A 20,458-nucleotide genomic window follows, 5' to 3' on the forward strand; every position below is an offset into this window, starting at 1 on the left:
CTTAAAAACGCTTTGAGTGATTTACTTGGCGGCGCAGTCCTTGGCGTAGCGATCGCCATAGTTCGAGAACACGTTTTCGACGATCTCGGTCTGGAATTTGCCGTCCGGCCGCTTCGCGACCTTGGTGAGGTAGAAATCCTGGATCGGATAGCCGTTGGTGTTGAACTTGAAGTTACCGCGCAACGAGGTGAAGTCGGCCTTCTTCAGCGCGGCCGCAACCGCGTCCTTGTTGGAGAGATCGCCCTTCACCGCCTTGACCGCGCTGTCGATCAACAGCGCCGCGTCATAGGCCTGCATCGCATAGGTGCCGGGCACGCCGTTGTAGGCCGCCTCATAGGCCGCGACGAACTTCTTGCTCTGAGGATTGTCGAGGTTGGGCGCCCAGTTCGCGCCGCCGAACATGCCGACCGCGGCGTCCTGCTGCGCAGGGAGAGTGGATTCGTCGACGGTGAAGGCCGAGAGCACCGGCACCGTCGCGCCGGCCTGCTTGTACTGCTTCACGAGGTTCACGCCCATGCCGCCCGGCATGAAGGTGAACAGCGCGTCCGGCTTCAGCGAGGCGATCTTGGAGAGCTCGGGCTGGAAATCCAGCGTGTTGAGCGGCGTGTAGGATTCCTCGACGATCTCGCCCTTGTAGTCGAGCTTGAAGCCGGCGACGGAGTCGCGGCCGGCCTGATAGTTCGGCACCAGCAAATAGACCCGCTTGTAGCCGCGGTCCTGCGCCACCTTGCCGAGGATCTCGTGCACCTGATCGTTCTGGTACGACGTCACATAGAAGAACGGGTTGCACTCCTTGCCGGCGTAGCTGGAAGGGCCGGCATTCGGGCTGATCAGGAAGGTCTTGCTGTCGGTGACCGGTCGGTGGATCGCCTGCAGGATATTGGAGAAAATCGGGCCGACCACGAAATCAACCTTGTCGCGCTCGAGCAGGCCGCGCACCTTGACCACGGCGCCGTCGGGCTTGAGCTCGTCGTCGGCGTTGACGATCTCGACATCGCGGCCGGCCATCTTGCCGCCGAGGTCCTTGATCGCGAGCGCAAAGCCGTCGCGGACTTGCTGGCCCAGCGCGGCGGCCGGCCCCGAAGTCGTCACCAGCACGCCGATCTTGATCTTCTCCTGCGCGGCCGCCGGGGTGACTGCGATACCCAGCAGCGCCGCCAATCCCGCGAGCCTCGTCAATTGCTTCATCTCACTCCCCCAACCACTGGCTTGGTGCCGTTGCCTCAGCTCAATTGGCCTCAATTTATCTGGCCTCAGCTTAGTCCGACGCGCGCGACCGCTGCAAGCGATGTGGCATCGCGTCAGGGCGATCGTCGCGCAGCGTGCACGCGCCGCACATGCAAGCGCCGCGCCAATTGCTTGAAGTTTAAAGAAATTGCAAGATCGGCCTGATGTAGCAGGCAAGATTCGCATTTGTCCTTGCGGGGCGAGGCGAATTGCTTGAAGCTCAAAGCAATCGGTCCGACCGGAACCCGCTGTAGAGGCGCGATCGCCGCATGATCCTTGATTCCGAAACCAAAGCCGTCGAACTGCCCGACGATCACGGCACCGAGCTCAGGCTGTGGCTGCGGCTGCTGACCTGCACCACGCTGATCGAAGGCGAGGTGCGCAGCCGGCTGCGCGAGAAGTTCGACGTCACGCTGCCGCGCTTCGACCTGATGGCCCAGCTCGACAAGGTATCCGACGGCATGACGCTGTCGGACCTGTCGAAGCGGATGATGGTGTCGAACGGCAACGTCACCGGACTGGTCGAGCGCCTGGTCGAATCGGGCCATCTCGATCGCCGCACCTCGGAGACGGACCGCCGCGTCCAGTTCATCCGGCTGACCAAGCTCGGCCGCGCCGAATTCCGCAAGATGGCAGCCGAGCACGAGAAATGGATCGCCGACATCTTCGGCGACCTCTCGCCGAAGGACATCCGCGAACTGATGCGGCTGCTCGCCAAGGCCAAGGGCTCGGCGCAGCGCGCCGCCAAGGCAAGGACGGCGTAGCGCCGTGACCGACATCGATTACGAGGTCGAGTACAACAATCGGGCGCGGGTGCCGGAAAATCCGGCGCTGATGGCCGGCTGGGCGAGGGACTCCGCGGCCTATCGCGAGCATCACCCGCCGCGGCGGCTGAGCTATGGTCCGGGCAGCCGCAACGTCATCGACTTGTTCGAAGCCGATCGTGACGGGCCACTCGTCGTCTTCATCCATGGCGGCTACTGGCAGGCGCTCGACGGTTCGTCATCGAGCCACTGCGCGCGCGGCCTCAATGGCCACGGCATCAGCGTCGCGGTGCCGAGCTACGATCTCTGCCCCAACGTCTCGGTCGGCGATATCATCGAGGAGATGCGCGCGGCGTCACGCGAACTGGCGAAGCTCGGCCGGCCGCTGATCGTGTCGGGGCATTCGGCGGGCGGACATCTTGCCGCATGCATGCTCGCGACCGATTGGCCGGCCTACGACGCGACGCTGCCGAAGAACCTGGTCAGGGCTGCTTACGCGATCTCCGGCTTGTTCGAGCTCGAGCCGCTGGTCGGCACCTCCGTCAACAAGGCGCTCGGCCTCGACCGCGCCGCGGCAAGGGCGGCGAGCCCGCTGTTCTGGAAAGCGCCCGCGGGCGCGACGCTCGATGCCGTCGTCGGCGGCAATGAGAGCAGTGAATATCATCGGCAGAGCCGGACCATTGTCGATGCCTGGAGCAAGGCGGACGTGGCAACGCAGTTCGGCGTCGTGCCCGATGCCAATCATTTCACCGCGATCGCACCGCTTGCCGACCCGGGATCGGCGATGGTCGCGCGGCTGAAGCAGCTCACGCAGATCTGAGGTTCGGGAGGTGCGGCCATTTCCACGCAATTTCCACCCTTGCGCCAAATTATTTTAAGTATAAAATGATTGGCGATTGGAACGCTGCCGGGCGTCCTCGATCTTCTCGATATTGGTCTTGGTGGACAAGATCTTGGCCTTTCTGGATGGAAAGCGAGGGGCAATCGAATGTCAGGTGAATTTCCCGGGCTCGGCCCATCCGGGCATATTGACGATTTCGCGCGGCGCAACCTGCCGCCAATCCAGCAATGGCCGCAGCTGCTGCTCGACCGGCCTGAATTCCAGTATCCCGTCTATCTCAACGCCGCGGTCGAACTGACCGACCGCATCGTCGAGCAGGGCATGGGCGATCGCATCGCGCTGATCGGCAACGGACGCCAGCGCACCTACAAGGAATTGACAGATTGGTCGAACCGCCTGGCGCATGCGCTGGTGGAAAATTACGGCGTCAAGCCGGGCAATCGCGTCCTGATCCGCTCGGGCAACAACCCGGCGCTGGTTGCGGCCTGGCTCGCAGCGACCAAGGCGGGCGCGGTCGTCGTCAACACGATGCCGATGTTACGCGCCGGCGAATTGGCCAAGATCGTCGACAAGGCCGAGATCGCGCTGGCGCTGACCGACAGCCGCATCGCGGATGAGCTGGTGGCCTGCGCCAAGACCAGCAAATTCCTCAAGCAGGTCGTCAATTTCGACGGCACCCAGAACCACGATGCCGAACTCGACCGGATCGCGCTGAACAAGCCGGTGAAGTTCGATGCGGTGAAGACCGGCCGCGACGATGTCGCACTGCTCGGCTTCACGTCGGGCACCACGGGTGAACCCAAGGCGACCATGCATTTCCACCGCGATCTCCTGATCGTGGCGGACGGTTATGCCAGGGAAGTGCTCAAGGTGACGCCGGATGATGTGTTTGTCGGATCGCCGCCGCTCGCTTTTACCTTCGGCCTCGGCGGACTCGCGATTTTCCCGCTGCGCTTTGGCGCCACCGCGACACTGCTGGAGAACGCGGCGCCGAGCGAGATGGTCAGGATCATCGAAACCTACAAGGCGACGATCTGCTTCACCGCGCCGACCGCCTATCGGGCGATGATGGCCGCGATGGACAAGGGCGCCGATTTGTCGTCGCTGCGACTCGCGGTCTCGGCCGGCGAAACGCTGCCGGCGCCGGTGTTCGAGAGCTGGACGAGCAAGACCGGCAAGCCGATCCTCGACGGCATCGGCAGCACCGAGCTGCTGCACATCTTCATCACCAACCGTGCAGGCAGCGCGGTCGGCGGCACCACGGGCACGCCCGTTACGGGCTACCAGGCCAGGATTGTCGACGAAGACATGAACGAGCTGCCGCCGGGCCAGGTCGGCAAACTGGCGGTTCGCGGCCCGACCGGTTGCCGCTATCTCGCGGACTCCAGGCAAACCAAATATGTCCGCGACGGCTGGAACATCACCGGCGACGCCTTCGTCAGCGACGAGAACGGCCGGCTGTCGTTCGTGGCGCGTGCCGACGACATGATCATCTCGGCGGGCTACAACATCGCCGGCCCCGAGGTCGAGGCCGCGCTGCTCGGGCATCCCGATGTCGCGGAGTGTGCCGTGGTCGGCGCGCCCGACGAGGAGCGGGGACAGATCGTCTCAGCGTTCGTGGTGCTGAAGCAGGGTGCGCGCAACGACGATGTCGAGGTCAAGCTGTTGCAGGATCACGTCAAGGCGACGATCGCGCCATACAAATATCCCCGCGCGATCGCCTTCGTCGAGGCGCTGCCGAAGACCCAGACCGGAAAGATCCAGCGCTTCAAGCTGCGCGAGGCAAGCTGAGCGAAGGGCGGCGGCCCGCGGCCGCCGCCCTCGAGAGTTCAATGCGCGCCGGCGCCGCCCGCCGCGCTCTTCGGCTTGCCGGTCAGCACGATCGCGATTGCGGCAAGCACCAGCACGACGCCGATCACCGCAAACGCATCGCTGAAGCCGAGCACCAGCGCCTGGCGCTTCACGATATTGCCGATCGCCACGATCGCCTGGCTGTGTGCGGTGGCGGGGTCCGAGATGCCGTGGCTGAGGAAGTAGTTGGTGACCTCGGCGATTCGGGTGCGCACCTCCTCGCGGCCGAGATGGACGGACTGGCCGATGATGTTGGAGTGGAACTGCTCGCGCTTGGTGACGATGGTCGCGAGCAGCGCGGTGCCGATCGCGCCGCCGAGGTTGCGCATCATGTTGGAGATGCCGGAGGCCGCCGGCGCATCCTGCGGCGCGACGCTGCCGAGGCTGATCGCGGACAACGGGGCCAGCGTAATCGCCTGGCCGATCGCGCGGACGATGTTCGGATAGAAGAACTGGTCGCCGGAATAGTCGAGCGACATCTGGATGTTCATGAAGGAGGAGACCGCGAACAGCGCCATGCCGGTGAACGCGATCAGGCGGGGATCGAAGCGCTGCATCAGCTTCGGCACCAGCGGAATCAGGATCAGCTGCGGCAGGCCGGTCCAGGCCAGCACCTGGCCGATCTGCTCGGCATTGTAGCGCTGCACCTGGCCGAGATAGGCGGGCAGCAAATAGACCGAGCCGAACAGCGCGAAGCCGACGAACACTGACGAGATTGTGCCAAAGCCGAAGCTGCGCTGGGTCAGGAGCCGCAGCCGGAGCAGCGGCTTCTCGACCACAAGCTCGATCCAGACGAACAAGGTCAGGCTGACGGCTGCGATCACCGCGAGCTTGACGATGAAGGGCGAGCCGAACCAGTCGTCCTTGTTGCCTTCCTCGAGCACGGCCTGCAGCGACGACAGGCCGATCGCCATCGTGATGATGCCGAGCCAGTCGCCCTCGCGGAGCAGATGCAGCTGCATCGGCTGGCGTTCGAGCGTGAAATAGAGCGTGATGACCATCACCGCGGTCGGGATCACGTTGACGAAGAAGATGGTCTGCCAGCCATAGTTCTCGGTGAGGTAGCCGCCGATGGTCGGGCCGATCGCCGGGGCAAAGGTCACGGCGAGCGCGAACATCGCCAGCCCAATCGGCTGCTGCGGCTTCGGCAGCTTGGTGAACACCAGCGTGAACGCCATCGGGATCAGCACGCCGCCGAAGTAGCCCTGCAGGCCGCGCATCGCGATCATCGACGGCAGGTCGTGGGTGAAGGCACAGGCGACCGAGAAGATCGCGAACAGCGTGGCGTGTACGATCATGATCTTGCGGAACGAGAACACGCGGCTGAGATAGTCGGTCAGTGGGATCACCACGATCTCGCCGATCAGATAGGACGTCGAGATCCAGGAGCCGTTGTCGACGCCGGTGCCGATGCCGCCCTCGATGTTGAGCAGCGAGGCATTGGTGATCTGGATGTTCAGGATTGCCATGAACGCGCCAATCATGGCGGCGACGATGGAGACCCAGACGGCGAGGCTGGCGCGGTTGGGACCGGCTGCGGTGGCCGCGGCACGAGGGGGCGCGGCGGCCGGGGAGGAGAGCGTGAGGTCGGACATGACATCACCTATTTGAACGAGGCGACAGCGAGTTTCGGGGTGGCCTTGGCGTGCGGGGCGTCCTCGGCAGGATGTGAAAGCGTCGCGATGGACGGGATCACGGACATGCCCGGCCGCAGCTCGACGGAAGTTGCGTCAAGCACGATCTTCACCGGGATGCGCTGCACCACCTTGGTGAAGTTGCCGGTGGCGTTGTCAGGCGGCAGCAGCGCGAATTCCTGACCGCTCGCCGGCGCGAGGCTGTCGACATGGCCGCGTACGACCTGACCGGGGAACATGTCGACCTCGATCTCGACCGGCTGTCCCTTGCGAACATTGGTGAGCTGGGTCTCCTTGTAGTTCGCGATCACATAGGCGCCGCTGGCCGGCACCAGCGACATCAACTGCGTGCCGGCCTGGACGTACTGGCCGGTGCGCAGCGTGCGGTTGCCGACGACGCCGTCGATCGGGGCAGTGATGGTGGTGTAGCTGAGATTGAGCTCGGCCTGGCGCTGCAGGGCAGTGGCCCGTCCCAACGCCGCGACCGCCTGGGCGATCTCAGCCTTGAGCAGCTCCACCTGGCGCTGGGCGGAGGCGAGGTTCGCGGTGTCGCGGGCGATCGCAGCCTGCGCGCTGGCGTAGCGCGACTGCGCCTGCTGCGCGTTCTGCACGCTGCCGTAGCCGGTGCCGGCGAGGTCGGTGTAGCGCTTGTTCTCCTGCTCAGCGAAAGTCTGCGTTGCGGTGTCGACATCGAGCGTCGCACGGGCAGCTTCGATCACGGAATGCTGCACGTCGAGCTGCGCGCGCTTGCTTGTGATCGCGGCTTCGGCGGCGGCGACGTCGGCTTTCGATTGATCCAGCGCGACCCTGAAATCGCGGTCGTCGATCCGCGCCAGGACCTGGCCGGCGCGTATATGCTCGTTGTCGCCGACCAGCACCGCGCTGAGATAGCCGGAGACCTTGGGTGCGATGGTCGTGTTGTCGGCCTTCACATAGGCGTCGTCGGTCGAGACCTGAAAGCGGCCGACCGTCCAGTAATCCCAGCCGTACCAGGCGCCACCGGAGAGGAGGGCGAGAGCTGCGCCAGTCAGCAGCAGGCGGCGAAGCTTGCCCTTGGCGGCGGGCGCCCTTGAGGCCTCCGGAGCGGCGATCAATTGCTTGGCGGTCTCGGCCGGAACCTGGCTCTCGGCCTTGAATGATGTCTCATGCTGGCTCATGGCGGCGCTCCTGATCCGTTCTATCCCGTTGTAAAATCTTGCCTATTCCGGTGTCGGCTGGCGGGATTAATTAGGAAACTTGATGTTTTCCAAAATAGAGTCCAAATTGGGACTGTCAATAGAATGACAGGCATCATCCAAAAGCATGGCTCGGATCGACCGATGAACGGAAAGGGCAAAGGTCAGGCAGGACAAAGCGCGCCGGCACCGGAGCGGCGCGGCCGCGGGCGGCCGCAGCTGCGCTCCGACGACGAGACGCGCGCGCTGATCTATGAGGCCGCGCGGCGTGAGTTCTCGGAACGCGGCTTCGCTGCGGCCAACATCGCCGACGTGGCCTGCCGCGCCGGCGTCTCCACCAAGACACTCTACCGGCTGATCCCGACCAAGCTCGCGCTGTTCGAAGGCATGGTGACGGACCGGGTGGACCGGTTCGTGTCCATCGTGAATCTCGGCGCCTGCGACGGCCGCAATATTGCGGCGGCGCTGGAGGCCGCCTTGCTGAGCTGCGCCGAGCTCATCCTCGATGGCGAGGTGATCGCGCTGCAACGGATCATCCTGGCCGAGAGCGACAAATTCCCCGACATTGCCGAGACCTTCTATGAAAAGGCCATGCAGCGCACCATCGCCGCGCTGGCGAATTGGCTCGGCGTGCAGCAGAGGCGGGGGCGGATCGTGCTCGACGATGCGGAGACTGCCGCAGGCATGCTGCTCGGCATGCTCGTGTTCAAGCCGCAACGCGACGTCATGTTCGGGCACAAGCCGCCGCCGGCACGCAGCGAGATCGAGGCACGCGCAAAGGCCTGCGCGGCCCTCTTCCTGTCCGGATGCGCGGTGCCGGCCGGCCAGACCAGCAAGCAGAGTGGAGACGCGTGATGCCTGAGCCGGGGCCGACCTACACCGTCGAGGCGCAGATTTCGCGCGACGACCAAGCCAAATGCCAGGACGTTCTGACGCGCTGGATGGCGGCGCTCAATCGTTATGACGCCGCGGCGATGGATGCGCTGATGCACTTCCCGCATGTGCGGATCGCGGGCGGCGCAGTTACCGTCTATCAGCAGAGCGGCAACAATCCGATGGACCTGTTCGAGCGGCTGCGCAAGCAGGACGGCTGGCACCGCAGCGCCTGGAACGAGACGACGCTCGTGCAGTCATCGCCGGCGAAAGCGCATTACGCCGTTCGCTACACGCGCTATCGCGAGGACGGATCGATCATCGGGATCTACGATTCGCTTTACGTGCTGAGCCTGCTCGACGGCGCCTGGAAGATCCAGAGCCGCTCGAGTTTCGGACCCTAAGCGTGCCCTGCTACTTGGCTGCCACCGCTGATGCCGGCGGTTGGGCCAGCACCTGGCGGATCATCCGTGCCAGATCGGATTTGCGATAGGGCTTCGGCAATAGCGTCACATCGGGGTCGAGACGGCCGTGGTGGATGATCGCGTCCTCGGTATAGCCTGAGGTGAAGAGCACGCGCACCGACGGCAGCTTCGCGATCACCGCATCGGCCACCTGCCGGCCGTTCATGCCGCCGGACATGATGACATCGGTGAACAGCACGTCGCAGACGAACCCGTTTTCGACGGCAGCCAATGCCTCGGGGCCGTTGGCGGTGACCATCGTGTGGTAGCCAAGCTGCTCGAGCTGGGCGCTGACATAGTTGCGGACCAGCGGATCGTCCTCGACGACCAGGATGGACTCATTGCCGCCACGCGTGTCGACCAGAGGAGGCGGCTCGACGTCGACCATGTCGCCGCTGCTGCGCGGCAAATAGAGCTTGATCGAGGTGCCGTGGCCCTCTTCGGAATAGATCTTGAGGTGGCCGTCGGACTGCTTGATGAAGCCGTAGACCATGCTGAGCCCAAGGCCGGTGCCCTTGCCGGTGTCCTTGGTGGTGAAGAACGGTTCGAACACCTTTTCGCGGATCCCCTCCGGAATGCCGGCGCCGGTGTCGCTGACTGCGACCATCACATATTCGCCCGCCCGCGCATCGAGATTGGCGGCGGCATAAACCTCGTCGAGGATGACGTTGCTGGTCTCCAGCATCAGCTTGCCGCCATCGGGCATCGCATCGCGGGCATTGAGGGCGAGATTGAGCAGCGCGGTCGACATGTGGTTGGGGTCGATGAAGGCCGGCCAGGCGTCGGGCTCGAGCGCGGTATCGATTTCGATCTGCTCGCCGAGCGAGGGGCGCAGCAGCCGCGCGGTGTCCTGCACCAGCGTGTTGAGGTCTGCTTCACGCGGTTGCAGCGGCTGTTGCCGCGAGAAGGCCAGCAAATGCTTGGTCACCTCGGCGCCGCGAAATGCCGCGTCGCTGATCATTTTCGTCACTGATGACAGCGCGGCATCGTGCTCCACGGCCTCGGCGAGGATGTCGATCAGGCCAGTGATGACGGTCAGGATGTTGTTGAAGTCGTGCGCGATGCCGCCGGTGAGGTGACCGACAGCCTCCATCTTCTGCACCTGGCGCAGCTTCTGCTCGGCTTCGAGCTGTTCGCGGGCGGCTTCGACCTCGCGGGCGCGCATGAAGATTTCGGCTTCCATCTGCTCGGTGCGCTCGCGCAGCAGGTCCGTCAGCTTGTCCTGCTCGGCGCCGCGCTGCTTCAGTTGGATGAAGCTGGTGACGTCTTCGACCCGATGGATGATGTAGGTGAACTGGCCGCTCGGCCCGAGTACCGGCGAATTGCGCGGGCTCCAGTAACGTTCCTCGAAGCCGCCGCCCTCCGAGTCGGGCTTGCGGATATCGTACTTCTGCACCGACATGGTGTCGGGACGGCGGAACTGGACCACCCGCTCGAGCGAGGCGCGCAGGTTCCGTACCCCGTCGGCGGCCGGATCGTCGGGATTGTCGGGAAAGACTTCGAACAGCCCGCGCCCAAGGATCGCGGCGCGCTCGGTCTTGGTGGCACGCAGATAGGCGTCGCTTACTGCCACGATGCGGAAGTCGGGCTGGGTCAGCACCAGATAGAGGCCGGGCGCCGCCTCGAATACCGCCTTGAAGTCAGGCATCGGCGGGGACTGGTTCTGCAGTTCATCCTCCCTTGGGGGATACGGTCCGCCAGGTGGCCGCACTCAAGATGTGACATGCGTTTCGCGGAACTTCAATGCCTAACATACGGCGCCACTTCGTTTTTCTCGATCGCGCGTGCATCGCGGCAGTGCGCGGCGCTAGCGCGAATTCGGCAGATAGCGCCAGCCCTCCTTGCCGAGGAAGTCCAGCATGGCCTGCGCGGGCGGCAGCAGGATCTTGTCGATGCGCCTGATCGCGTGCCACTGCCGGACGATCGGCAGGCCCTTCACCTTGAGCACCACCAGCCGGCCGTCCTCCAGCTCGTGAAACACCGTGTGTTGGGAGATGAAGGCGATGCCGAGTCCGGCCATCACCGCCTGCTTGATGGTCTCGTTGCTGTCCATCGCCATGCCGAGCTTCGGCTCCAGCCCGACCCGCTCGAAATATTGCTGCATCAGCATCCGCGTGCCTGATCCCTGCTCGCGGGTGATGAAGGTCTCATTGGTGAGCTCCGATGTGGCGACGTGCCGCCGCCGCGCCAGCCGATGATCGGGCGCAGCGATGATGAAGTGCGGATGCCGGCCGAGCGGCTTCATCTCGACCTCGACATCGGCCGGCGGCCGGCCCATCACCGCGATGTCGAGATCGTAGCCGCGCAGCGCGTCGCGGATCTCCTCGCGGTTGCCGATCCTGAGCGTGACCTCGATCTTGGGAAAGCGGCGCGAGAACGCCGCGATCGCGAAAGGCACGAAGTATTTCGCGGTCGAGACCGCGCCCATCGCGACGCGGCCGCCGCTGCGGCCTGCGATCATGTCGAGCGACTGCTCGCAGTCCTTGAGCGCCGCCTCGATCCGCTCGACCAGCGTCAGCACATGCGCGCCGGCATCGGTCAGCGCCATGCCGTCGCCGGTGCGCTGGATCAGCGGCAATCCGGCGAGCGCCTGCAGGTTGCGGAGCTGCAGCGTCACTGCTGGCTGCGTCAGGTTCAGCTGGTTGGCCGCCGACGTGATCGAGCCGGCGTGGTGCACGGTGGACAGCGCACGCAGCTGGCGGATGGTGAGGTCCCGCGAGAAGTTCCCGGCCACGACAAGCTCCATAAGAAATACTTTGCCCGGACCAAAGATAATAAAATTTCCCTAATTCGGCAAATCGCGCGTTGATGTGGCCAAGGCGACTCCCTGCGGTCGCCTCTCGACACCTCGGGACAGAGGGCGATCAAAGGGAGAGGCCGGTGGAGATTCGTCCTGCATTGCATGCCCATCTGGAGTGGCCGACGCAACACAACCCGTTGCGCGCCGCGACCGTTGCGGTGATCGAAGCCCTTGCCGGTGCGGCGATCGTCCTCTCGCGGCTCATCGCCTCCGGCCCGCTCGCCGGGATCGGCGGCGAGAGCGGCGGCGTCAATCCCGACGGCGATCACCAGAAGACCATCGACATCGTCGCCGACCGCCTGATGCGCGACGCGCTGCGCACCGCGCCGGTCGCCGCGGTGCTGTCGGAGGAGGTCGAACTGCCGGAGACGCTCGATCCCGATGCGCCGCTCTGTGTCGCGATCGATCCGCTCGATGGATCCGCCAACCTCGAGAACAATATCTCGATCGGCACGATCTTCTCGATCCGGCCGAAGGGAAACGACATCATCTCGACCTTCTTCGAGCCTGGCACGGCGCAATGTGCCGCCGGCTGCTTCATCTACGGTCCGCAGACCGTGCTGGTGCTGGCGCTCGACCAGTGCGTCGACTGCTTCACGCTGGACCCGCGAACCGGCGAGTTCGTGCTGACCGCGCGTGATCTGCGGGTGCCGCAGGACGGGTCGGAATTCGCCATCAATGCCTCGAACCGGCGGCACTGGAGTGGACCGGTGCGCAGCTATATCGACGAGTGCCTCGCCGGCGTGAACGGCGAGCGCGGGCGGGACTACAACATGCGCTGGATCGGCTCGCTGGTGGCGGAAGCCTACCGCATCCTGATGCGCGGCGGCGTGTTCCTATACCCGGCGGATGCGCGCCAGGGCTACCGCGAAGGCCGGCTGCGCCTGCTGTATGAGGCGCATCCGATCGCGCTGATCATGGAATGGGCGGGTGGCGCCGCGTCGAACGGCCGCTCGCGCATTCTCGAACTCTCGGCACGTACGCCGCATCAACGCGTGCCGCTGATCATGGGATCGGCGCGCGCCGTGCGCGACGTCGATGCGATCCACCTGACCGTCGAGCCGTTGTTCGAGAGCAGCGATGCCCCGCTGTTCGCGCGGCGCGGCCTGTTCCGCTGAGGGGGAGCGCATGTCTCGTCGACATCCCATCATCTCGATCACCGGCTCCTCCGGCGCCGGCACCACCTCGGTGAAGAAGACGTTCGAGAACATCTTCCGCCGCGAGAACGTGGTCGCGGCCTATATCGAGGGCGACGCCTTCCACCGCTACGACCGCGCCGAGATGCGCAGCCAGATGCTGGAGAAGGCCGAGCGCGGCGACAAGCATTTCAGCCATTTCAGCCCCGAGACCAATTTGTTCGAGGAACTGGAGAAGCTGTTCAGCGACTATGCCGAGACCGGCACCGGAACGACGCGGCACTATGTCCACGATGAAGAGGAATCCCGGCTCTACGGCGCCAAGCCCGGCACCTTCACCAAGTGGGAGCCGCTGCCGGAGAATTCCGACCTGCTGTTCTACGAGGGCCTGCATGGCGCCGTGGTCACCGACAAGGTGAACGTCGCGCAGCACGCTGACCTCAAGATCGGCGTCGTGCCGGTCATCAACCTCGAATGGATCCAGAAGCTGCATCGCGATCGCAGCCATCGCGGCTACTCCACTGAGGCCGTGACCGACACCATCCTGCGCCGCATGCCTGACTATGTGAACTACATCTGCCCGCAGTTCAGCGAAACCGACATCAACTTCCAGCGTGTGCCGACGGTCGACACGTCGAACCCCTTCATCGCGCGCTGGATCCCGACGCCGGATGAATCGATGGTCGTGATCCGGCTGAAGAACCCGCGCGGCATCGATTTTCCCTATCTGCTCTCGATGATCCCGAACAGCTTCATGTCGCGCGCCAACTCGATCGTGATCCACGGCGCCAAGCTCGACCTCGCGATGCAGCTCATCCTCACCCCGCTGATCCTGCAACTGATCGAACGAAAGAGGCGAACGATATGACCGCACTTGCGTCCGTTGCCAGCCGGCCCGACGTCAGCCATGACGAGATGGCCAACGCCATCCGCTTCTTGGCCATCGACGCGGTCGAGCAGGCGAAATCCGGCCATCCCGGCATGCCGATGGGTATGGCCGATGTCGCGACCGTGCTGTTCACCGACTTCCTGAAGTTCGACCCGGCCGATCCGGCCTGGCCCGACCGCGACCGCTTCGTGCTGTCGGCAGGTCACGGCTCGATGCTGCTCTACGCGCTGCTCTATTTGACGGGCTACGAGAGCATGACGCTCGATCAGCTCAAGGCCTTCAGGCAGTGGGGATCGAAAACCCCGGGCCATCCCGAATACGGGCACACGCCGGGGGTCGAGACCACGACCGGGCCGCTCGGGCAGGGGATTGCGACCGCGGTCGGCATGGCGCTCGCCGAGCGCTTGATGAACGCCCGCTTCGGCGACGAGCTGGTCGACCATTACACCTATGTGATCGCCGGCGATGGCTGCCTGATGGAGGGCCTCAGCCATGAGGCGATCTCGCTCGCCGGCCATTTGCGGCTGAACCGGCTGATCGTGCTGTTCGACGACAACCACATCTCGATCGACGGCGCCACCTCGCTGTCCTGCTCGGACGACCAGACGTCGCGGTTTGGGGCCAGCGGCTGGAACGTCTGCCGCATCGACGGCCACGATCCGCAGGCCATCTCTGCAGCGATCAGGCAGGCGCGGTCGAGCGATCGTCCGTCGCTGATCGCCTGCCGCACCGTGATCGGGTTCGGTGCGCCGAACCGGCAGGGCAGCGAGAAAGTGCATGGCGCGCCGCTCGGCACCGATGAGGTGGCGAAGACCCGGAGCGCGCTGTGCTGGCCGTATCCGGCGTTCGAGATTCCCGACGCGGTGCTGGCCGAGTGGCGTGAGCTCGGCGGCCGCGGCCGCGACGCGCGGCGGGCCTGGATCGAGCGTTCGCGCAGCGCCTGCAAGGCCGACAAGGGCGAGCGGTCTGCGTTCCACGACGCGCTGAACCGGAGACTGCCCTGCGCCTATGCCGAAGCGATGGCCAAGCTCGTGGCGCGGTTTGCGACCGAGCGGCCGAAACTCGCCACGCGGCAGGCCTCGCAGCAGGTCATCGACGTGATCGCCGAGGCGTTGCCGAACCTGCTGGGCGGCTCGGCCGACCTCACGCATTCCAATCTGACGCTGGCGAAGTCGCAGGTTTCGGTGCGGCCGGAGACGCTCGACGGCAGCTATATCCATTATGGCATCCGCGAGCACGGCATGGCCGCGGCGATGAACGGCATCGCCCTGCACGGCGGGTTCATTCCCTATGGCGGCACCTTCCTCAGCTTCGCCGATTACAGCCGGCCGGCCATCCGTCTCGCCGCGCTGATGGGGATCCGCGTCATCCATGTGATGACCCACGATTCGATCGGGCTTGGCGAGGACGGGCCGACGCATCAGCCCGTCGAGCACCTGGCGGCGCTGCGGGCGATCCCGAACCTGCTGGTGTTCCGCCCGGCCGATGCAGTGGAGACGGCTGAAGCCTGGGACTGCGCGCTGAAGGCGGAGACCTCGCCGTCGATCCTCTGCCTGTCGCGGCAGGCACTGCCGACGGTCCGCGACGATATCAAGGATAACCAGGTCGCGCTCGGCGCCTACGTTCTCGTCGAGCCGGCCTTCGGGCGTGACGTCACCCTGATTGCAACGGGTTCGGAGGTGGCGATCGCGCTCGAAGCCGCAAAGCTGCTGGCGGAAGGAGGGGTGCAGGCCGCGGTCGTCTCGGCCCCGTGCCTCGACCTGTTCCGCCAGCAGCCGCGCGACTACCGCGCAAAGGTGCTGGGCAGCGCCCCGCGCGTCGGCGTGGAAGCTGCAGTCGAGGGCGACTGGGCGCGCTGGCTCGGCGACGACGGCGCGTTCGTCGGCATGACCGGCTTCGGCGCCTCCGCGCCGGCCGACGTGCTGTACCGCGAATTCGGCATCACGCCTGCGGCGGTCGCAGCCGCAGCAAAACAGCTCATGCAACGAGCGAATTGAAAGGAGGACGCGATTATGGCGCGGATCACACTGAGGCAATTGCTGGACCACGCCGCCGAACGCGGCTATGGCGTGCCGGCCTTCAACATCAACAACATGGAGCAGGGCCTCGCCATCATGGAGGCGGCTGCGGCCTGCGATGCGCCTGTCATCATCCAGGCCTCGCGCGGCGCGCGGTCCTATGCCAACGACATCATGCTGGCGAAGATGATCGACGCGCTGGAGGAGATGTATCCGCAGATCCCGCTCTGCCTGCATCTCGATCACGGCAACGAGGAGGCGACCTGCGCCACCGCGATCCGCTACGGCTTCACCTCGGTCATGATGGACGGCTCACTCAAGGCCGACGCCAAGACCGCGGCCGACTACGACTACAATGTCGATATCACCCGCCGGGTCGTCGAGATGGCGCACTGGGTCGGTGCGTCGGTGGAGGGCGAGCTCGGCGTGCTCGGCTCGCTCGAACATGGCGGCGGCGAGCAGGAGGACGGTCACGGCGTCGAAGGCAAGCTGAGCCATGATCAGCTGCTCACCGATCCCGACCAGGCCGTCGATTTCGTCCGCGCCACCAAGGTCGATGCGCTCGCGATCGCGATGGGCACCTCGCACGGCGCCTACAAGTTCACGCGCCGCCCCGACGGCGAGATCCTGGCGATGCGCGTGGTCGAGGAGATCCACACGCGGCTGCCGAACACGCATCTGGTCATGCATGGCTCGTCCTCGGTGCCGCAGCCGCTGCAGGACATGTTCAACCAGTTCGGCGGCGAGATGCCGCAGACCTGGGGCGTGCCGGTCGAGGAGATCGTCCGCGGCATCAAGCACGGCGTGCGCAAGGTCAATATCGACACCGATTGCCGGCTGGCGATGGCTGCGGCCTTCCGCAAGGTCGCGTTGCAGTCGAAGAGCGAGTTCGATCCGCGCAAATTCCTGAAGCCCGCGATGGATGCGCTGCGCGAACTCTGCCGTGACCGCTTCGAGCAATTCGGCACGGCCGGCAATGCCGCCAGGATCAAGGTGGTTGCACTGCCGGAGATGGCCCGGCGCTACCGCGCCGGCGCGCTCGATCCGCAGATTGGAAAGATAACCCAGGCCGCCTGAGCAAATGGCGGCGAACGACAGGAGATTTTGATGAATATTCAGCAGTCGATCACGGTGCGCGGCAAGGATCGCTACAAGTCCGGCGTGATGGAATACAAGCGGATGGGCTATTGGGAGCCGAACTACGAGCCCAAGGACACCGACGTCATCGCGCTGTTCCGCGTCACGCCGCAGGACGGCGTCGATCCGACCGAAGCCTGCGCGGCGGTGGCGGGCGAATCCTCGACCGCGACCTGGACCGTGGTGTGGACCGACCGGCTGACGGCCGCGGAGAAATATCGGGCGAAGTGCTATCGCGTCGATCCGGTGCCGAATTCGCCCGGCAGCTACTTCGCCTATATCGCCTACGACCTCGATTTGTTCGAGCCGGGTTCGATCTCGAACCTGACGGCGTCGATCATCGGCAACGTGTTCGGCTTCAAGCCGCTGAAGGCGTTGCGGCTCGAGGACATGCGGCTGCCGATCGCCTATGTGAAGACGTTCCAGGGCCCGGCAACCGGCATCGTGGTGGAGCGCGAGCGGCTCGACAAGTTCGGCCGTCCGTTGCTCGGCGCCACCGTGAAGCCGAAACTCGGCCTGTCCGGCCGCAACTACGGCCGTGTTGTCTATGAAGCCTTGAAAGGCGGGCTCGACTTCACCAAGGACGACGAGAACATCAACTCGCAGCCCTTCATGCACTGGCGCGAGCGCTTCCTGTACTGCATGGAGGCGGTCAACCGCGCGCAGGCCGCGACCGGCGAGATCAAGGGCACTTATCTCAACGTCACCGCGGCGACCATGGAGGATATGTACGAGCGCGCCGAATATGCCCATGAGCTCGGCTCCAACATCGTCATGATCGATCTGGTGATCGGCTACACCGCGATCCAGTCGATGGCGAAGTGGGCGCGCAGGAACAACATGATCCTGCATCTGCACCGCGCCGGCCATTCCACCTATACCAGGCAGCGCAGCCACGGCGTCTCGTTCCGGGTGATCGCGAAATGGATGCGGCTGGCCGGTGTCGATCACATCCATGCCGGCACAGTGGTCGGCAAGCTCGAAGGCGATCCGAACACCACGCGGGGCTACTACGACATCTGCCGCGAGGACTTCAACCCGATGCAGCTGGAGCACGGCGTGTTCTTCGACCAGAACTGGGCGAGCCTCAACAAGCTGATGCCGGTGGCCTCCGGCGGCATTCATGCCGGCCAGATGCACCAGCTGCTCGATCTGCTCGGGGAGGACGTCGTGCTGCAGTTCGGCGGCGGCACGATCGGGCATCCTCGCGGCATCCAGGCCGGCGCGATCGCCAACCGCGTCGCGCTGGAAGCGATGGTCCTCGCCCGCAACGAGGGGCGCGACTACGTCCATGAAGGACCGGAGATCCTGGCCAAGGCGGCGCAGACCTGCACGCCGCTGCGCGAGGCGCTGGACGTCTGGAAGGACGTCACCTTCAACTACGAGTCGACGGATGCCCCCGATTTCGTTCCCACGCCGAGCATGGCGGTCTGACAGGAGGTTCTCATGCGCGTTACCCAAGGCTGCTTTTCCTTCCTGCCCGATCTCACCGACGAGCAGATCGCCGCACAGGTGCAATACTGCCTCGACAAGGGCTGGGCGGTGAACATCGAGTTCACCGACGATCCGCATCCCCGCAACACCTATTGGGAGATGTGGGGCCTGCCGATGTTCGACCTGCGCGATGCGGCCGGCATCATGAAGGAGCTCGCCGACTGCCGGCGGGTCTATGGCGACCGCTATATCCGGATCTCCGGTTTCGATTCCGGCCACGGCTGGGAGTCCGTTCGCATCTCCTTCATCGTCAACCGGCCGCGCGAGGAGCCGGGCTTCCGGCTCGACCGCCAGGAAGCCGCCGGACGCAACCTCCGTTACGCGACACGTTCCTATGCGGCGACGCGCCCCGAGGGCGAACGCTACACCGACCAGTGACCGCGTCCGGCCAGTAAACCAGGCGGATTGCTCCCTCGACCGTCCTGGTCCGGATGCACTTCTCCGTCGTCGCCGCCGCGGCGACGGAGCCTTTTTCGAAGCGAGAGGATGATGACCCAAGCGCAAGAACAACTCAGCGAACAAATCCGCGAGACGCCGCTCGCAACCATCGACCTCCGGCATGAGTTCGCCGACCTCGGCATCGGCGACGTGCTCGACCAGCTCGATTCCGAACTGATCGGCCTCAAGCCGGTGAAGACCCGCATTCGCGAGATCGCCTCGCTGCTGCTGGTCGAACGTATCAGGCAGAAGATGGCGCTGGCGACGACATTTCCGACCCTGCACATGTCGTTCACCGGCAATCCCGGCACCGGCAAGACCACGGTTGCGCTCAGGATGGCCGGCATCCTGCACAAGCTCGGCTTCGTGCGCCGCGGCCACGTCATCAGCGTCACGCGCGACGACCTGGTCGGGCAATATATCGGCCACACCGCGCCGAAGACCAAAGAAATATTGAAGAAGGCGATGGGCGGCGTGCTGTTCATCGACGAGGCCTATTATCTCTATCGCCCCGAGAACGAGCGCGACTACGGCCAGGAGGCGATCGAGATCCTGCTGCAGATCATGGAACAGCAGCGTGAGGATCTGGTGGTGATCCTGGCCGGCTACGGTGACCGCATGGAGAAGTTCTTCCAGAGCAATCCGGGCTTCCGCTCCCGCATCGCGCATCACATCGACTTTCCGGATTATTCGGACGGCGAGCTGCTCTGGATCGCCGAGTTGATGTTGCAGCAGCAGAATTATCGCCTGTCTCCGGAAGCACGCGAGGCACTCATCCGCTACATCGCCGTGCGCAAGGAACAGCCGCTGTTCTCCAATGCACGCTCGATCCGCAACGCGCTCGACCGCATCCGGCTGCGCCAGGCCAACCGGATCGTCGCGAAGCTCGACCGCACGCTGACGGCCGACGACGTGATGTCGATCGAGGCCGGCGACGTGCTGGCCAGCCGGGTGTTCAGCAAAGGCGCCGGTGCAGCGGGCGAGGGACGATGAACCAGGCGCTCGCGGTGATCCGAAAGACCGGGATGCGCGACATCATTGCGGGCGCCCGTGCGCTGATCTTCGACGTCGACGGCACGCTGGCCGAAACCGAGGAGGTGCACCGTCGCGCCTTCAACGAGGCGTTTGCCGAGGCAGGCCTCGACTGGTTCTGGGATCGGGTCACCTACGCGCGGCTGCTGCGCGTCGCCGGAGGCAAGGAGCGCATCCACGCGTTCGACCAGCGCAACGCGGTGCCGTCGCTGACATTCGCCGATATCGCGGACCTGCACCGGATCAAGACCGCGCGCTATGCCGCGCTGATTGCGGCGGGCGGCTGCCCGCTGCGGCCGGGCGTGAGAGCATTCCTCGGCAATGCGCGCCGCCGCGGCCAGCGTCTTGCGATTGCGACCACGACCTCGCATGGCAACATCGATGCGCTGCTCTCGGTTGCGCTGGGGCTCGACTGGGCCGATTTGTTCGAGGCGATCGTTGCCGGCGATGACGTTCCGCGCAAGAAGCCCGCGCCCGACGTTTATGTCGAGGTCCTGGCCCGGCTTGGACTGGCGCCGTCGGACTGCATCGCCATCGAGGATTCCGGCAATGGCCTCGTTGCCGCGTCGCACGCAGGCATCCCTGTGGTCATCACCCGAAGCGCGTATTTCGGTGATGACGATTTCGCCGAGGCGCTGCTCGTCGTCGACGACCTCTCGGTGATCGACAAGTAAGGTCGGCGCCC

The 20,458-nt window shown here is 65.0% G+C and carries 18 protein-coding genes; 13 read left to right on the forward strand and 5 right to left on the reverse strand.

Annotated elements, in window-relative coordinates; genetic code table 11:
• Positions 1 to 21 precede the first annotated feature (21 nt).
• Positions 22 to 1,188 (reverse strand): ABC transporter substrate-binding protein, encoded by a 1,167-nt coding sequence (locus V5279_RS15855; RefSeq protein WP_338698836.1) that lies wholly within the window; start codon positions 1,186 to 1,188, stop codon positions 22 to 24.
• A 308-nt stretch (positions 1,189 to 1,496) separates the two neighbouring features.
• Between V5279_RS15855 and V5279_RS15860 the strand changes: the two genes are divergently transcribed.
• From V5279_RS15860 to V5279_RS15870, 3 genes are all read left to right on the forward strand, one after another.
• Positions 1,497 to 1,991, forward strand: a complete 495-nt coding sequence (locus V5279_RS15860; RefSeq protein WP_338698838.1) for a MarR family transcriptional regulator — start codon at positions 1,497 to 1,499, stop codon at positions 1,989 to 1,991.
• A 4-nt stretch (positions 1,992 to 1,995) separates the two neighbouring features.
• The gene (locus tag V5279_RS15865) at positions 1,996 to 2,811 is read left to right on the forward strand and encodes an alpha/beta hydrolase (protein WP_338698840.1); all 816 of its coding nucleotides are present in this window, start codon (positions 1,996 to 1,998) and stop codon (positions 2,809 to 2,811) included.
• 168 nt (positions 2,812 to 2,979) lie between these two features.
• Complete coding sequence (locus V5279_RS15870) at positions 2,980 to 4,623, forward strand: benzoate-CoA ligase family protein (protein ID WP_338698842.1); 1,644 nt, start codon at positions 2,980 to 2,982, stop codon at positions 4,621 to 4,623.
• 38 nt (positions 4,624 to 4,661) lie between these two features.
• Here V5279_RS15870 and V5279_RS15875 read toward each other — a convergent pair whose 3' ends face one another.
• Together V5279_RS15875 and V5279_RS15880 are read right to left on the reverse strand one after the other, a co-directional pair.
• Complete coding sequence (locus V5279_RS15875; protein ID WP_414645932.1) at positions 4,662 to 6,278, reverse strand: DHA2 family efflux MFS transporter permease subunit; 1,617 nt, start codon at positions 6,276 to 6,278, stop codon at positions 4,662 to 4,664.
• A gap of 8 nt (positions 6,279 to 6,286) precedes the next feature.
• Positions 6,287 to 7,474 (reverse strand): HlyD family secretion protein, encoded by a 1,188-nt coding sequence (locus tag V5279_RS15880; RefSeq protein ID WP_338698844.1) that lies wholly within the window; start codon positions 7,472 to 7,474, stop codon positions 6,287 to 6,289.
• Between the two features lie 162 nt (positions 7,475 to 7,636).
• On the opposite strand from V5279_RS15880, the gene V5279_RS15885 reads away from it, so the two are divergent.
• Together V5279_RS15885 and V5279_RS15890 are read left to right on the forward strand one after the other, a co-directional pair.
• Positions 7,637 to 8,347, forward strand: coding sequence for a TetR/AcrR family transcriptional regulator (locus V5279_RS15885; RefSeq protein WP_338698846.1), 711 nt, complete (start codon positions 7,637 to 7,639; stop codon positions 8,345 to 8,347).
• Positions 8,347 to 8,769, forward strand: a complete 423-nt coding sequence (locus tag V5279_RS15890; RefSeq protein WP_338698849.1) for a hypothetical protein — start codon at positions 8,347 to 8,349, stop codon at positions 8,767 to 8,769. Before V5279_RS15885 ends, V5279_RS15890 begins: the two co-directional genes overlap by 1 nt.
• 10 nt (positions 8,770 to 8,779) lie before the next feature.
• Here V5279_RS15890 and V5279_RS15895 read toward each other — a convergent pair whose 3' ends face one another.
• Both V5279_RS15895 and V5279_RS15900 read right to left on the reverse strand, forming a co-directional pair.
• On the reverse strand, positions 8,780 to 10,477 hold the full coding sequence (locus V5279_RS15895; protein WP_338698851.1) for an ATP-binding protein: 1,698 nt from the start codon (positions 10,475 to 10,477) through the stop codon (positions 8,780 to 8,782).
• Between the two features lie 159 nt (positions 10,478 to 10,636).
• Positions 10,637 to 11,563, reverse strand: a complete 927-nt coding sequence (locus V5279_RS15900) for a LysR family transcriptional regulator (protein WP_338698853.1) — start codon at positions 11,561 to 11,563, stop codon at positions 10,637 to 10,639.
• Between the two features lie 164 nt (positions 11,564 to 11,727).
• On the opposite strand from V5279_RS15900, the gene V5279_RS15905 reads away from it, so the two are divergent.
• From V5279_RS15905 to V5279_RS15940, 8 genes are all read left to right on the forward strand, one after another.
• The gene (locus V5279_RS15905; RefSeq protein ID WP_338701219.1) at positions 11,728 to 12,747 is read left to right on the forward strand and encodes a class 1 fructose-bisphosphatase; all 1,020 of its coding nucleotides are present in this window, start codon (positions 11,728 to 11,730) and stop codon (positions 12,745 to 12,747) included.
• A 10-nt stretch (positions 12,748 to 12,757) separates the two neighbouring features.
• Positions 12,758 to 13,633 carry a phosphoribulokinase gene (locus V5279_RS15910; RefSeq protein WP_029080712.1) on the forward strand — a complete coding sequence of 292 codons (876 nt, stop codon included), beginning with the start codon at positions 12,758 to 12,760 and terminating at the stop codon, positions 13,631 to 13,633.
• Positions 13,630 to 15,651: a transketolase gene (gene tkt, locus V5279_RS15915; RefSeq protein ID WP_338698856.1), complete on the forward strand. Its 2,022-nt coding sequence runs from the start codon at positions 13,630 to 13,632 to the stop codon at positions 15,649 to 15,651. The genes V5279_RS15910 and tkt overlap by 4 nt, the downstream gene beginning before the upstream one ends.
• A 15-nt stretch (positions 15,652 to 15,666) precedes the next feature.
• A complete protein-coding gene (fba, locus tag V5279_RS15920) occupies positions 15,667 to 16,749 on the forward strand; it encodes a class II fructose-bisphosphate aldolase (RefSeq protein ID WP_338698858.1) in 1,083 nt (360 codons plus the stop codon).
• A gap of 30 nt (positions 16,750 to 16,779) precedes the next feature.
• Positions 16,780 to 18,243: a form I ribulose bisphosphate carboxylase large subunit gene (locus V5279_RS15925; RefSeq protein WP_166293960.1), complete on the forward strand. Its 1,464-nt coding sequence runs from the start codon at positions 16,780 to 16,782 to the stop codon at positions 18,241 to 18,243.
• Between the two features lie 12 nt (positions 18,244 to 18,255).
• Complete coding sequence (locus V5279_RS15930) at positions 18,256 to 18,681, forward strand: ribulose bisphosphate carboxylase small subunit (protein WP_029080708.1); 426 nt, start codon at positions 18,256 to 18,258, stop codon at positions 18,679 to 18,681.
• A 111-nt stretch (positions 18,682 to 18,792) separates the two neighbouring features.
• On the forward strand, positions 18,793 to 19,734 hold the full coding sequence (cbbX, locus tag V5279_RS15935; RefSeq protein WP_338698861.1) for a CbbX protein: 942 nt from the start codon (positions 18,793 to 18,795) through the stop codon (positions 19,732 to 19,734).
• Positions 19,731 to 20,447 (forward strand): HAD family hydrolase, encoded by a 717-nt coding sequence (locus tag V5279_RS15940; protein WP_166293964.1) that lies wholly within the window; start codon positions 19,731 to 19,733, stop codon positions 20,445 to 20,447. Before cbbX ends, V5279_RS15940 begins: the two co-directional genes overlap by 4 nt.
• The last annotated feature ends 11 nt before the right edge of the window (positions 20,448 to 20,458 follow it).

This window comes from Bradyrhizobium sp. 26S5, assembly GCF_036923295.1.
GTDB lineage: Bacteria > Pseudomonadota > Alphaproteobacteria > Rhizobiales > Xanthobacteraceae > Bradyrhizobium > Bradyrhizobium septentrionale.